Source organism: Pseudomonas sp. GW821-FHT01D09, assembly GCF_059422465.1.
The window spans coordinates 1-13,471 of the sequence record NZ_JBWKWY010000023.1; the positions used below are offsets into that span (position 1 = coordinate 1).

A 13,471-nucleotide genomic window follows, 5' to 3' on the forward strand; every position below is an offset into this window, starting at 1 on the left:
CCCCAGGGTGGTCAAGCCCAGGCCGGTCAAATACCCCAAAAAGAAAGCGGGAGGGCTTAACTGACTGGCATTAGGGCTTGCCCGCGATAGCGGAGGGCCAGGTTAGACACATCTGACTGATCCACCGCCATCGCGGGCAAGCCCGCTCCCACATTTTGAGCTGCGCCAGGCTTGGGATTACTGTTGATTTTGGCCCAAGATCAAACGCCCTTCTTTATCCACCGGGATCTGGCTACCCGGATCACGCTCCATGCGCACCGATCCTTCCTTGCCATCCAGGTTGTAACGCACGTCATAACCAACAACCTTGTCGCTGATGTCGTTGACGGTATTACAGCGCGTCTGGGTGGTGGTGTAGGTATCACGGTTCTGCATGCCTTCCTGAACCTTGTTACCGGCATAACCACCACCGACTGCGCCGGCTACGGTGGCAATCTTCTTGCCTGTACCGCCGCCGATCTGGTTGCCGAGCAGGCCGCCTGCCAGGGCGCCGACTACCGTGCCGGCGATTTGATGCTGATCCTGCACCGGACGCTGCCGGGTCACGGTGACGTCCTTGCAGACCTCACGGGGGGTTTTGATCTGGGTCTTGACCGGCTGCACTGCCAGCACTTGCGCATACTCAGGGCCGCTTTTTACCAGGCTGTAGGTGGCGACAGCGCCCCCGGCAGTCACACCGACAGCACCCAATACCGCACCAACCAGTAACGACTTGTTCACGTGAACCTCCTGACCATCACAAGCGGACTGAAACGTCCGCGCTATACCCAGCCTTGGAGCAATAAAAAAGGCGCGAGTTCAATACTCGCGCCTTCTTTGTAACAGCCGATCAACAAACACCCATCAAGGGCGGTCGTCGACCTCCTTGTCTGTCGCCACAGGCGGGATCAGATCCTCGCTGTTGAGGTTCAGCCAGATCAGCACCACGTTGGCGATGTAGATCGACGAGTAGGTCCCCGCCAGAACGCCGATAAACAGCGCCAGGGAGAAGCCCCACAGGTTGTCGCCACCGAAGATCATCAGCGCGGCAATCGCCAGCAAGGTGGAGATCGAGGTCGCCATGGTGCGCAACAGGGTCTGGGTAGTGGAGATGTTGATGTTCTCGATCAACGTCGCCTTGCGCAGCACCCGGAAGTTCTCGCGAACCCGGTCGAATACCACGATGGTGTCGTTGAGGGAGTAACCAATGATCGCCAGCACTGCCGCCAATACCGTCAGGTCGAAGGTAATCTGGAAGTACGACAGGATACCTACCGTCACGATCACGTCGTGGATCAGCGAGACAATCGCACCGACGCCGAACTTCCACTGAAAGCGGAATGCCAGGTAGATCATGATGCCGGCCAGCGCCATCAGCATGCCGAGGCCGCCCTGGTCGCGCAGTTCTTCGCCGACTTGCGGGCCAACGAACTCGACGCGCTTGACCGCCGCCGGGTTATCGCCACCGACCTTGAGCAAGGCCTCGGCTACCTGATGACCCAGTTGCGGGTCTTCGCCGGGCATACGCACCAGCAGGTCGGTGGTCGCACCAAAGCTCTGCACGACCGCCTCGTTATAACCGGCTGCGTTCAGTTGGGCACGCACCTTGGTGACGTCAGCCGGCTTCTCGTAGGTCAGCTCGATGAGCGTACCACCGGTGAAATCCAGACCGTAGTTCAGGCCCTTATGGAACCAGCTGAACAACGCCAGGACGGTAAGGAGCACAGTGACGCCGAACGCAATGTTGCGAACGCCCATGAAGTTGATTGTACGTAACATGGCAGCCCCTTAAATCCACAACTTCTTGAAGTCACGCCCGCCAAAGATCAGGTTGACCATTGCGCGGGTCACCATGATGGCCGTGAACATCGAGGTAAAGATACCGAGGGACATGGTCACCGCAAAACCCTTGACCGGGCCGGTGCCCATGGCAAAGAGAATCCCGCCGACCAGCAAAGTGGTCAGGTTGGAGTCGAGAATCGCAGTAAATGCCCGGCCGAAACCTTCGTTGATTGCCCGCTGTACGCTCATGCCCGCCGCGATCTCTTCACGAATCCGCGAGAAGATCAGCACGTTGGCGTCCACCGCCATCCCCATGGTAAGTACGATACCGGCGATACCCGGCAGGGTCAGTGTAGCCCCCAGCAGCGACATCAGGGCCAGCAACAGCACCATGTTCACCGCCAGCGCAACCGTGGCGATCACGCCGAAGAAGCGGTAGATGGCGATGATAAACAGCGATACGAACAGCATGCCCCACAGGGAAGCATCGATACCCTTGGTGATGTTGTCTGCACCCAGGCTCGGACCGATAGTGCGCTCCTCGGCGAAGTACATCGGCGCCGCCAGGCCACCGGCACGCAGCAGCAGCGCAAGCTCGGAAGACTCACCCTGGCCGTTCAGGCCGGTGATACGGAACTGGGCCCCCAGCGGCGACTGGATGGTCGCCAGGCTGATGATCTTCTTCTCTTCCTTGAAGGTCTGCACCGGCACGTCTTTCTCGACGCCGTTGACCATCTGCTTGACGTAGGTGGTCACCGGACGTTGCTCGATGAAGATCACCGCCATGCTGCGACCGACGTTGCTGCGGGTGGCGCGGTTCATCAGTTCGCCGCCGTGACCATCCAGACGGATGTTCACTTCGGGAGAACCCTGTTGCGAGTCAAAACCCGCCTTGGCATCAGTTACCTGATCGCCCGTGATGATCAAGCCACGCTCGATCAACGCTGGAGGACGGTTGCCTTCACGGAACTCAAACTCCTCGGTCGTCGCACGGGAAGCCCCCGGCTCGGCGGCCAGGCGGAACTCAAGGTTGGCGGTCTTGCCCAGGATGCGCTTGGCTTCAGCGGTGTCCTGCACGCCTGGCAGCTCAACCACGATGCGGTTGGCACCCTGGCGCTGGACCAGCGGCTCGGCCACACCCAGCTCGTTGACGCGGTTACGTACCGTGGTCAAGTTCTGCTTGATGGAGTATTCACGGATTTCCGCCAGCTTGGCCGGGGTCATCGCCAGACGCAGCACCGGCTGACCATTGAGGTCGGCGGGCACAATGTCGAAATCGGTAAAGCTCTTGCGAACCAGGGCGCGGGCCTGTTCACGGGTGGCTTCGTCAGCAAAGCCCAGCTGGATGGCACCGTTGAGCTGCGGCAGGCTGCGATAACGCAGGCGCTCTTTGCGCAACAGGCTCTTCACATCGCCTTCGTAGACTTTCATACGTGCGTCGAGGGCTTTGTCCATGTCCACTTCCAGCAGGAAGTGCACACCACCGGACAAGTCCAGGCCCAGCTTCATCGGGTGCGCGCCGAGGCTGCGCAGCCATTGCGGGGTGGTTTGTGCCAGGTTCAGTGCGACTACATAGTCATCACCCAACACCTTGCGCACAACATCCTTGGCTGGCAACTGGTCTTCTTGCTTGGCCAGACGCAACAGGCCGCCCTTGCCGTTGGCCGTCAGGCTGGAAGCCTTGACCGTCAAACCGGCTTCGGTGAGCGCCTTACTCGCACGCTCCAGATCGGCATCGGTCACTTGCAACGACGTGCTAGCGCCGCTGATCTGGATCGCCGGGTCATCTGGATAAAGATTGGGAGCGGAATAAATAAAACCGATCGCCAGCACCGCCAGGATCAGTACGTATTTCCACAGAGGGTATTTGTTCAGCATCACGCCGCCCGCTTATGACGCGGGGCGCCTTGCGCGCCCCGTCGATTGGTAAAAGTTGTTACTCAGATCGCTTTGAGCGTGCCTTTTGGCAGCGTGGCGGCGATGGCGCCCTTCTGGAACTTCATTTCAACGGTGTCGGAGACTTCCAGTACCACGAAAGCATCGGAAACCTTGGTGATCTTGCCAGCGATACCGCCGGTGGTGACCACTTCGTCGCCTTTTTGCAGGCTGCTCAGCAGGTTTTTCTGCTCTTTGGCGCGCTTGGCCTGTGGGCGCCAGATCATCAGGTAGAAGATGACCAGGAAGCCGACCAGGAAAATCCACTCGAAACCACCGCCCATAGGACCGGCAGCGGCCGGTGCAGCGGCGTCAGCCATAGCGTTAGAGATAAAAAAGGTCATTTAGCACTCCAGTTGCAAATAGTGAATCTTAGGGTCGGGAAACTCAGTCCAAGGGCGGCACGGGCAGCCCGCGCTTGGCATAGAAGGCATCGACAAAGGCGGCCAATGTACCCTGTTGAATAGCCTCGCGCAAACCAGCCATCAGGACTTGGTAGTGACGCAAATTGTGGATGGTATTCAACATGCTACCCAGCATTTCCCCGCATTTGTCCAGATGGTGCAGATAAGCACGGGAGAAGTTCTGGCAGGTGTAGCAATCACAGGTGGGATCCAGCGGCGAATCATCATGGCGATGGAACGCGTTACGGATCTTCAGCACGCCTGTATCAATGAACAGATGCCCATTGCGGGCATTACGGGTTGGCATCACGCAATCGAACATGTCCACACCGCGGCGCACACCCTCTACGAGATCTTCTGGTTTGCCAACGCCCATAAGGTAACGAGGTTTGTCAGAAGGCATCAACCCCGGCAAGTAGTCCAGCACCTTGATCATCTCGTGCTTGGGCTCGCCCACCGACAACCCGCCAATGGCCAGGCCATCGAAGCCGATCTTGTCCAGGCCTTCCAGCGAGCGCTTGCGCAGGCTTTCATGCATACCGCCCTGGACAATACCGAACAGTGCGGCGGTGTTGTCGCCATGGGCATTCTTCGAGCGCTGGGCCCAGCGCAACGACAGCTCCATGGAGATCCGCGCCACGTCTTCATCGGCCGGGTACGGCGTGCACTCGTCAAAAATCATCACGATATCGGAGCCCAGGTCACGCTGGACCTGCATTGACTCTTCCGGGCCCATGAACACCTTGGAACCGTCCACCGGCGAGGCGAAGGTCACGCCCTCCTCCTTGATCTTGCGCATGGCACCCAGGCTGAACACCTGGAAACCACCAGAGTCGGTGAGGATCGGGCCTTGCCACTTCATGAAGTCATGCAGGTCGCCATGCTTCTTGATCACTTCGGTGCCCGGGCGCAGCCACAGGTGGAAGGTGTTGCCGAGGATGATCTCGGCGCCGGTGGCCACGATGTCGCGCGGCAGCATGCCCTTGACCGTGCCGTAGGTGCCGACCGGCATGAACGCCGGGGTCTCCACGGTGCCACGGGGGAAGGTCAGGCGCCCGCGCCGGGCTTTGCCGTCAGTGGCCAATAATTCAAACGACATACGACTCATAGTTGTTCCTCTGGGCCGCGCGGCGCCGGATTACGGGTGATAAACATCGCATCACCGTAGCTGAAAAAACGGTATTCCTGCTCGATGGCGGCTTTATAGGCGGCCATGGCTTCGGGATACCCTGCAAAGGCCGACACCAGCATCAACAGCGTGGACTCCGGCAAATGGAAATTGGTCACCAGGGCATCGACCACATGAAACGGCCGGCCCGGGTAGATAAAGATATCGGTGTCGCCACTGAACGGCTTGAGTACGCCATCACGCGCGGCACTCTCCAGGGAACGCACGCTGGTGGTGCCCACCGCGACCACCCGCCCACCGCGCGCCTTGCACGCGTTGACTGCATCCACCACGGCCTGGCTGACTTCCAGCCACTCGCTGTGCATATGGTGATCTTCGATGTTATCCACACGCACCGGCTGAAACGTCCCGGCCCCCACGTGCAGGGTCACATAGGCGGTTTCGACCCCCTTGGCGGCAATCGAGTCCAGCAGCGGCTGGTCGAAATGCAGCCCGGCCGTCGGCGCGGCTACGGCGCCGAGGCGCTCGGAGTACACCGTCTGGTAGCGCTCGCGGTCCGAGTCTTCGTCGGGGCGGTCTATATAAGGAGGCAACGGCATATGGCCGACACGCTCCAGCAGCGGCAACACGTCTTCGGCAAACTTGAGCTCGAACAACGCATCATGGCGCGCCACCATCTCGGCTTCGCCACCGCCATCGATCAGGATCTGCGAACCCGGCTTGGGCGACTTGCTGGAGCGCACATGGGCCAGCACGCGATGGGTGTCCAGCACCCGCTCCACGAGGATTTCCAGCTTGCCGCCGGACGCTTTCTGGCCAAACAGCCGCGCCGGAATCACCCGGGTATTGTTGAAGACCATCAAGTCGCCCGGGCGTAAATGCTCAAGCAAATCAGTGAATTGACGGTGTGCAAGGGCACCGCTGACCCCGTCCAGGGTCAACAGTCGGCTGGCGCGACGCTCGGCCAAAGGGTGGCGGGCGATCAGCGAATCCGGGAGTTCAAAAGTAAAGTCAGCAACGCGCATGATGGGGTTCGTCTAGCAGGGCCGGGAAGTCTAGCGGAAATAGTAAAAATAGACCATGAAACGTGATTGACCAACGGTAATCACCTCTCTATACTTCGCCGCCATTGAGCCCTGATGGCGGAATTGGTAGACGCGGCGGATTCAAAATCCGTTTTCGAAAGGAGTGGGAGTTCGAGTCTCCCTCGGGGCACCATTTGCAGTACATAGACGACTACCAGCGTCTACGCAACACCCCTAGAGCCCGCTAATTGCGGGCTTTTTTGTCTCTGGGGTTCCACCCCCGTCCCTTGCAGGCCAGCCTCTTTTGGGTACATTTCCTGTACATATTCCAGTGCGAGAACCGCAGGTGTACAGCGATGCCATGGACCGCCCTGCAAAGCAAAACGTCCAAGCCTGCCGGCAGCCCCTTCACGTTGAGTGATAGTTCGGGTCTTGCCCTGCTACGGCAGCAAGTATTGGCACTTCCGGTACACCTATCAGGCCGGGCGGCACGCATGTCACTGGGCGTGTATCCGCATATCTCCTTGCAGGAGCTATATATGAAAGCCTCAGAATCGCCCACTAATACCCAGCAGTGGCCCCTTCTGGACAATGTCATACACAAACCCCTCATGACGATAATTAACCCCCATGGCCCGATACCCGGCCACTGCTGAAAATCCCGGCCAGAACTCCCAACCCGCCAGCGCGGCCAGGTCCCAGTCTTCCCGGGATTGCCCGGCGCCCGCCATTCCCCAGGATGACAACCAGAACCGGTCATTCACAGCATAGTGCCCGCGCAGTCCCGCCATGGCATCCGCCCAGGACGCGTTATCAGAGCCCGATGAACCACCAAGAGGTCCACCATGAAAGGTGAGGGTGGTGCCGCTGTACCAAACGCGCACGCCACCGGCGACATCCAGACGACGGTTTTCATCTCCCAGGACGGTGTAGCCGCCCCCCAGGAACCCGGAGGCTGTCTTGCTTTCTACCTCAAGTTTGGCGCCGCCGGGCAGGCGGTTGCGGGTGTCGGTGTCGATGTACATCAGGTCGGCGAGCACGCTGTAGGGCCCACGTCGCGCCTCCCCCATCAGCATCACCGACATATCGACCGTCTTGGCGATGTCGGAGAAGCCGGACTTTATGAACTGTGTCCCTGTACTGCTATGGCCCACGTGTCCACGAATGCCGGCGCCCCATACGTAAGGCCCGCCATTGAACGTCCAGCCATCGTCGTCTGCCGCCATGGCGGGCCCGGCGGCAACAAAGGCGCCAGCCAGGAGTACCATGCGGGCGTGCTTGCGCCGCAATGTCGAGCGGGGGTTGTCACTGTGCATGATGGTGTTTCCCCGATCAGTGCTGGGTCAGCGAGAGCGCTACGCTCTCGGTCGCGCAGTCTTCTGTAGGTTTCAGGCCAGCCTTTTGAGCGGCCTTGACCTCTTCCTTCGCTGCCGCCAGGTCCGCCAGGAATGCCGGATTGCCATGCAGGCTTGCCACCGTGGCGGCCCCCATGATGCGGCCTGCATCCACGTCGCTCTGCCAGTGCGCATCGCAGATGACCCGGCTTTGGCCGAAGGACAACCCGCGGGTCATCAGTTCGGTGGCACGTACGGGGTTGATTTCCGCAAGTATCAGCCCCCAGGCCCAGCCCGCAGCGGAGTGGCCGGACGGCCAGGAACCATCGGTACGCAGCAACGGTTCCATGTCTTTGCGGCAGGTTCCTTCGTTATGGGCCACGAAAGGGCGGGTGCGGTTGTAGGCATTTTTCCCGGTATAGGTGGAGCCGCCTGCATCAGTCAGGGTGCGCTGCATCAGGGTGTAGAGATGCGGTGTATTTTTCTCGCTGATCGGCACGCCCATCGCACAGGAGAATGCGTTGGCCGGGCCCGGGAATGACAGCTCCGCATCCGCTGCGGCGAGTTTCTCCCGAGCCGTACCGCGTAGCGACAGCGCTGCTCGCCGTGCTTCTTCATCCCGTGCAAGCGCCGCAGAGTCAGACTTTGGCGGGGCGCCCAGCAATGCCAGACGCAGTGGCAAGTCCGCCGAGTTCAGATATCCGGGGGCCAGTTTGAAGTGAGGGTCCGTGACCGTGGTGGCGGCATCGCCGGCAAGTACCAGTCCCGACCAGAACAGGCCGGCCAATCCCAGCTGCTTATGTACTGTTTTCATCGAGTGTTCCCTGATCAAAACCGATAAAGGGCATTCAGATAGGCGCCTGCGCCCACGTTTTCACCCGTCAGCGGGCTGTTGCGGGCGTCGGAGACCAGGGCGTAGGTCTTGATGCCGCCTTCCAGCGCCAGCTGTGGTTGCCATTGCCAGGTGAGGCCCAGTTTCAAGGTCACGTCGCGCATGCCGCCGCCCGGGTGGTATTCGTCGAAACCGGTGCGCGCCGCTTGTTGGGCGGTGACGCCGAAGCGCGCCATCATGTCTTTCTCATTGCTCCAGGTGCCGTATAGGGTCGAGTCCAGGGTCAGTGTGGAAGACAGCGCGTAGGCAGTGGCAAAGCCGGCTTCCAGGAACGCCGTACGCCCCAGACTTTCGCCACCGTAATCGCGACTCTGGCTGGCTTGCAGGCCGCGCACAAACAGGCGTCCGGCCGGTAGCATCCAATACGCCTCCGCCCCGACAAGCGCGGTGCTGTCCAGGTTGCCCATGCCCTTGAGGTAGTCATCACGACCGCCCAGGGTGTGGATTCTTTCCTTGCGACCCTGGTCGTAACCCAGCAACAGGGCGATCCCGAAAGGGGACAACCCCGGTAGGTCCCAGCGCAGCCCGTCCGGGAAGGATGCGGTAAATTTGCCCCAGTTTTCGGTAGGCAAAACCGCTTTGAGTTTCAGTGAAGGGAACGCGGCGTAGTGTGATGAACCTTCGTACAGCGGGCCAACGGCAAATCCGCCACCGACGGTCACGGAGGGCTCACTTGAATTGTCGGCGTGTGCAGGCAACACCATCGCAAAGACGAGAGTCGCGCCTGCCATGAGCCTCACCGGGTACTTGAGAAAGTTCAAACCATAGAGGATTGTCACCGCTTACTTCCTTTGGTGTAAAACCACACTGATTGGCGTTTTTGCGACGTTAATAGAAGTCAGGAGTGGATAATCAGAGTGCAACGGGCTGTGGCTTTGGAAAGCTCCATTTGCCATTCAGTATTTGTTCGCTCGGCTGATACAACCTGACGGTGTAGTTCCAGCCAGGGGGAGTGGGCAGGCAATTGGCGATCTTCCCGTCGCAACCGCCGAACTGGATAACAATCGAGCCGTCCTCACTTTTCTTGGCGGTGAGGTTGTTCAACGAATAGGCGTCATAGGGGTTCTTCTGGAAGTAACCGTCAGCGTTATAAACACTGACAGACCAGAAACTATTGACCGGGACCTCTCCAACTTTAAGTCGGTAAATGGTTTTCCCATCGTTGTGCGACATCACGCCGCCGAGGTAGATCGCGTCTTTGGCCGGGTTCCCGCCCCAGCCTGTCGCAGTGCCGATCAAGTGATGGATTGGATTGACAGTGCCCTTGGGGCCAAAGGACTGGTTGTAGTCAGGAATTGTCGACCCCAGGACCTCCAAGGCCTCACGCACCTTTGCCTGGCTCGCCGGGTCCCACTTGGGAACTAAAAACTCCCCGACCTTGGCCTGGCTGACGGTGATTGCATCCTGCAGTGCATGTACCTTTTCAAGGTCTTTGGGGTCTGCGGGGTCGAAGAACGTGCGCACCGCCACAAATACGTAGCGTGTCCCAACGGCCTCTTTTGTCAGTGTCCGGCGGCCGGCACCGTACGTGACGAGGGGGACGTAGTGATCTTCATTGATCACCGCCGTCGACATGAACCGCCCGCCGGTCTCGGGCAAAGTGATTGTGACGGGGCCTGCATCGAGGTCGAATACCGCTGATGAATAGAGCGTGTCCCGATTCATCCGCACCACATTCTGGGCGTCGATGGGCACCGCTTCACGGGTATGAACAAACCGGCCCAAGCTGCCACTCGCGACCATTTTTCCCAGGTAGAGATCGGACTCGGCACGAACAAAGTTATCCACACCCACCGGTATTACCGCCTCCGGGGATGACTGGGCGTTCGCACTTCCAAACGTTGCCAGTATGATAGCGAGGACGCAGGTGCTGGATGAGTGAGACATTTAAACCTCAAGGCCTTATAAGTTGGCGTTATTTTTTTGACTGTATAAGAACGCCTCTGCGAAAACTTGCCATTTGGTGCCAAAAGCAAAGCGAGGACGCATGCGAAGGCCACCCCAGAAAGAGGCAAAATGTTTGGGGAGAATGGATTAGACGACGATGTTAACGGACTTGTTTCAAGAGGATGCGATAGTGCGACGGCGGACTCCCCATCCAACGCTTGAAGGCACGGGTAAAGTGAGCTGGATCGCTATAACCGACCATATATGCAATTTCGGTCGCGCTGTATCTGCCACTGGCAATCAACTGAACGGCTTCACTGCGACGTGTCTCGTCACGTAAAGCGTCGAAGTCGATGCCGCAATGTTCAAGACGCCGCTGTAGTGTTCGAGCAGACAGTCCAATTTTTCTTGAAATGCTGGCAAGTTTGGAAAGTTCCTGATCGGCTATCTGCTGGACGAGCACGTCAGCGACGTCAGCGGTCGACTTCAAGGCTTGGGTGGTTTTCCAGGCAACATCTCTAACAGGCTGCAGGGCAATCTCGAGCAACTCACGATCAAACTCGATCATGTTGTGCTCAGCATTCATTACGAGATTCGGGCCCAGGTACTCTTCGAGCGCCTCGTCGCCTCGCGCTCTAGGGGTCTTTAGATGTACCCGTATAGCGCCAGGCGCGCCGGACATGAGCGGCACTTTTCTAAGCACTGCAAGGGTGCCGAAAATGACCTGCTTCGGATCAGCCCCGTGGTGCCCTGTAAAGTGTTGGATCAGTTTCGTCGTGCGGCCTTCGGTGACGATTTTTACTTCGCTTCCCTGATGCAGCAAATCCGTATGGACCGCCGCCGCCGCACATGCCTGAGCGAGGTTGGTCGAGCCCAATATCAATTCGCCCCACATGCCGGTTGAACGGACATCGGTCAAGTGCCCGATAACTGCCCCGCCAAAGGGGTCCTGTGCGATAGCGGCCATTTCATTGGCGATATGAAAGCAGGCTGCTCGTGGCACCCAAGTTTCAGGGGTTTGAAAAACATGGGGGGAAATACCAAAACGCCGAAAGAACTCCAGCGGCGACACCCCCCGCATACTCAGATAGGGGGCGATTTGCCTAAGTGTGCTGAGTTTGATGGCTGGCGTAGCTTGCGTCATAGGTATGCGAGCCTGTTTTTAAAGGTAATGTCCCTGAAGACCATCTTGGCGTGATGGTAAACACCAGCACTTTTTTACCAAAGTCGCGCTATTGACAGCACATTAACCACGATAGCCGATTCAGCGAAAAGATCATCATTTTCGGCCTCGGGCACCCTTTTAAAAAAGACCTTGAAACTCAAGGTCTTTTTTTTCGCCGGCAGAAAAGTGATCATCGCCCACCGCACACGACAGTCGAGGAACCAGGACCATGGAATTGACACTCGAAGCCGTTGCTCTGTTCGCCCTCAAGCTGGTGCATGAGACCGAAGAAGGCAGCCCGATTCTGCGCGACGATCTGGTCATGGATGGGTATGAGCGAGAGGTATTTGGGTTGTTGGTGCGCGGTGGCGACCTGGCAACTGTCCAACGTAAGCTGGATGAATGCATGACGCAGGCCTTGGAGGCCTTGGGTGGCGCCAATACGGTGTTGGGCCGTGAACTGCAAAAGCTTGCGACACAAGCCCAGCAAGCCTCGACGCTGGAGGAACTGAAGATCCCGCTCGACGCACTCAAGGACTACCTCAAGGCCATCTTGTAACGCACCCTCCCCGACACACCACAAGGACCACCCAATGATCGACTTCAACAACAAAGGCTTCTTCAAGCTCAAGCAAAACAATGAATACGCCGAACGCGTTGCCTCCCTGCTGCTCGATGACGAACACGTGGTCGATGCCTACAAAGCCATGCGCGACGGGGTGGTATTCACCAACAAGCGCATCATCGCCGTGAACGTGCAAGGCATCACCGGCAGTAAGAAAGACTTCACCTCCCTGCCCTACAAAAACATCGTTGCGTACTCGGTGGAAACTTCCGGCACGTTCGACCTGGATTCGGAGCTGGAGATCTACTTTTCGTCGCTGGGCAAAGTGAAGTTCGAGTTCACGGGCAAGACCTCGATGGTGGAAATCTCCAGGCTGATTTCCAAGCACCTGCTGGGTTGATCGGCCGGTAAAAACCAAGGTCGTTTTACCGCAGGCGGTGCTGACTCAACGGGTGTACGCCATCAAATGTGGGAGCTGGCTTGCCTGCGATTTGCCAGGCAGGTGAAATGATTTGAATCCAGCGCGCGCCTTCTAGACAATCCCCACCTTTGGCTCGAAAGGATGCGTGCAATGAAGTTTGAAGGGACTTTCCAATACATGGGCAATCACGGGATCGTGTTCAACGTCTCGCAGATCACCCTCACCGACAGCGAACGCGGACGCCTGGGCGAGCTGCATTTTGGTGAAGCGAAAAGCGCCCACTATGAGATCAACCGCAAGGTCGTCGAGGTGTACGACAAGATGCTGGCCAAGAACCTGCCGTGCCTGATGATGATCGGTATCTCCAAGCCGCTGACCCGGCAACAGGGCGATGTTCTCAATGCCCAACGCACCAAGATCGCTAACCTCGCGGCCTCGGCCTTCGCTGGCGCCACCTCTTATGTCGCCTCCCCTTACGTGGGTGCCCCTATCGGCGCCGGTGTGCGCATGTATGTGAATGAAACCCTGCCCACCTATCATGCAGGCGACGTACTGGTCAGCATCGAGGCGCAGGTGAATGGCGGCATCGGCCCGCAACGTACCGCCTCGACCCTGATCATCAAGACCTGACGGGAGAAACACATGTCTGACATTACCCAACTGGTCATTGCCCTGGTGCTGTTCTTTCTGCTCGATCGGTTTCTTAAGCCGTACCCGCTTCGCAAATGGCTAGGGATGCTGCTGGTAGCGATTGGGGCGGTCGGCTGCGTGGCTGCGAGCCACATCCGTTTATTTGGGTTTGACCTGGGGCTGCTGTCGATCTTTGCCGTTGCACTGGGGGTGGGGTTGTTCCTCAAGCGGCGGCGGTTCGAGCAGATGGGGTGAAGGTGGCAGAATTTCCCCGGGCCCCTTGAGCTGCCCGCCTACACCTGCCTCCCCACCCAGCGCGCCCG

Annotated in this window: 15 protein-coding genes and 1 tRNA gene; 5 read left to right on the plus strand and 11 right to left on the minus strand. The window is 58.7% G+C overall.

Features of this window, described 5'->3' with window-relative positions:
- Positions 1 to 177 precede the first annotated feature (177 nt).
- The 6 genes from AC07W7_RS18815 to queA all read right to left on the minus strand — a co-directional run bounded on the left by AC07W7_RS18815 (position 178) and on the right by queA (position 6,254).
- The gene (locus AC07W7_RS18815; RefSeq protein WP_029298576.1) at positions 178 to 720 is read right to left on the minus strand and encodes a glycine zipper 2TM domain-containing protein; all 543 of its coding nucleotides are present in this window, start codon (positions 718 to 720) and stop codon (positions 178 to 180) included.
- Between the two features lie 123 nt (positions 721 to 843).
- Positions 844 to 1,758 carry a protein translocase subunit SecF gene (gene secF / locus AC07W7_RS18820; protein ID WP_076964511.1) on the minus strand — a complete coding sequence of 305 codons (915 nt, stop codon included), beginning with the start codon at positions 1,756 to 1,758 and terminating at the stop codon, positions 844 to 846.
- A gap of 9 nt (positions 1,759 to 1,767) precedes the next feature.
- Positions 1,768 to 3,639, minus strand: coding sequence for a protein translocase subunit SecD (secD, locus tag AC07W7_RS18825; RefSeq protein WP_076964512.1), 1,872 nt, complete (start codon positions 3,637 to 3,639; stop codon positions 1,768 to 1,770).
- A 62-nt stretch (positions 3,640 to 3,701) separates the two neighbouring features.
- Entirely contained in the window at positions 3,702 to 4,040 is a 339-nt protein-coding gene (yajC, locus tag AC07W7_RS18830) for a preprotein translocase subunit YajC (protein ID WP_495039885.1), read from the minus strand.
- A 43-nt stretch (positions 4,041 to 4,083) separates the two neighbouring features.
- Entirely contained in the window at positions 4,084 to 5,199 is a 1,116-nt protein-coding gene (gene tgt, locus AC07W7_RS18835; protein ID WP_032858353.1) for a tRNA guanosine(34) transglycosylase Tgt, read from the minus strand.
- A gap of 5 nt (positions 5,200 to 5,204) precedes the next feature.
- A complete protein-coding gene (gene queA / locus AC07W7_RS18840) occupies positions 5,205 to 6,254 on the minus strand; it encodes a tRNA preQ1(34) S-adenosylmethionine ribosyltransferase-isomerase QueA (RefSeq protein WP_495039886.1) in 1,050 nt (349 codons plus the stop codon).
- A 108-nt stretch (positions 6,255 to 6,362) separates the two neighbouring features.
- Here queA and AC07W7_RS18845 point away from each other — a divergent pair.
- Positions 6,363 to 6,447, plus strand: a tRNA-Leu gene (locus AC07W7_RS18845).
- Between the two features lie 355 nt (positions 6,448 to 6,802).
- Here the strand turns inward: AC07W7_RS18845 and AC07W7_RS18850 are convergent.
- The 5 genes from AC07W7_RS18850 to AC07W7_RS18870 form a co-directional block, all read right to left on the minus strand.
- Positions 6,803 to 7,573: a hypothetical protein gene (locus AC07W7_RS18850; protein ID WP_495039918.1), complete on the minus strand. Its 771-nt coding sequence runs from the start codon at positions 7,571 to 7,573 to the stop codon at positions 6,803 to 6,805.
- Positions 7,574 to 7,586: 13 nt separating this feature from the next.
- On the minus strand, positions 7,587 to 8,402 hold the full coding sequence (locus AC07W7_RS18855) for an acid phosphatase (protein WP_495039887.1): 816 nt from the start codon (positions 8,400 to 8,402) through the stop codon (positions 7,587 to 7,589).
- A 14-nt stretch (positions 8,403 to 8,416) separates the two neighbouring features.
- On the minus strand, positions 8,417 to 9,259 hold the full coding sequence (locus tag AC07W7_RS18860) for a MipA/OmpV family protein (RefSeq protein ID WP_373562150.1): 843 nt from the start codon (positions 9,257 to 9,259) through the stop codon (positions 8,417 to 8,419).
- A 73-nt stretch (positions 9,260 to 9,332) separates the two neighbouring features.
- Positions 9,333 to 10,367, minus strand: coding sequence for a DUF1254 domain-containing protein (locus tag AC07W7_RS18865; protein WP_495039888.1), 1,035 nt, complete (start codon positions 10,365 to 10,367; stop codon positions 9,333 to 9,335).
- Positions 10,368 to 10,527: 160 nt separating this feature from the next.
- Complete coding sequence (locus tag AC07W7_RS18870) at positions 10,528 to 11,511, minus strand: helix-turn-helix domain-containing protein (RefSeq protein WP_099169871.1); 984 nt, start codon at positions 11,509 to 11,511, stop codon at positions 10,528 to 10,530.
- A 250-nt stretch (positions 11,512 to 11,761) separates the two neighbouring features.
- Between AC07W7_RS18870 and AC07W7_RS18875 the strand changes: the two genes are divergently transcribed.
- The 4 genes from AC07W7_RS18875 (at position 11,762) to AC07W7_RS18890 (ending at position 13,403) form a co-directional block, all read left to right on the plus strand.
- Positions 11,762 to 12,091 (plus strand): hypothetical protein, encoded by a 330-nt coding sequence (locus AC07W7_RS18875; protein WP_099169870.1) that lies wholly within the window; start codon positions 11,762 to 11,764, stop codon positions 12,089 to 12,091.
- 34 nt (positions 12,092 to 12,125) lie between these two features.
- Complete coding sequence (locus AC07W7_RS18880; RefSeq protein ID WP_076964518.1) at positions 12,126 to 12,497, plus strand: PH domain-containing protein; 372 nt, start codon at positions 12,126 to 12,128, stop codon at positions 12,495 to 12,497.
- A 171-nt stretch (positions 12,498 to 12,668) separates the two neighbouring features.
- A complete protein-coding gene (locus tag AC07W7_RS18885) occupies positions 12,669 to 13,148 on the plus strand; it encodes a hypothetical protein (RefSeq protein WP_495039889.1) in 480 nt (159 codons plus the stop codon).
- 12 nt (positions 13,149 to 13,160) lie between these two features.
- A complete protein-coding gene (locus tag AC07W7_RS18890) occupies positions 13,161 to 13,403 on the plus strand; it encodes a hypothetical protein (RefSeq protein WP_169898532.1) in 243 nt (80 codons plus the stop codon).
- The last annotated feature ends 68 nt before the right edge of the window (positions 13,404 to 13,471 follow it).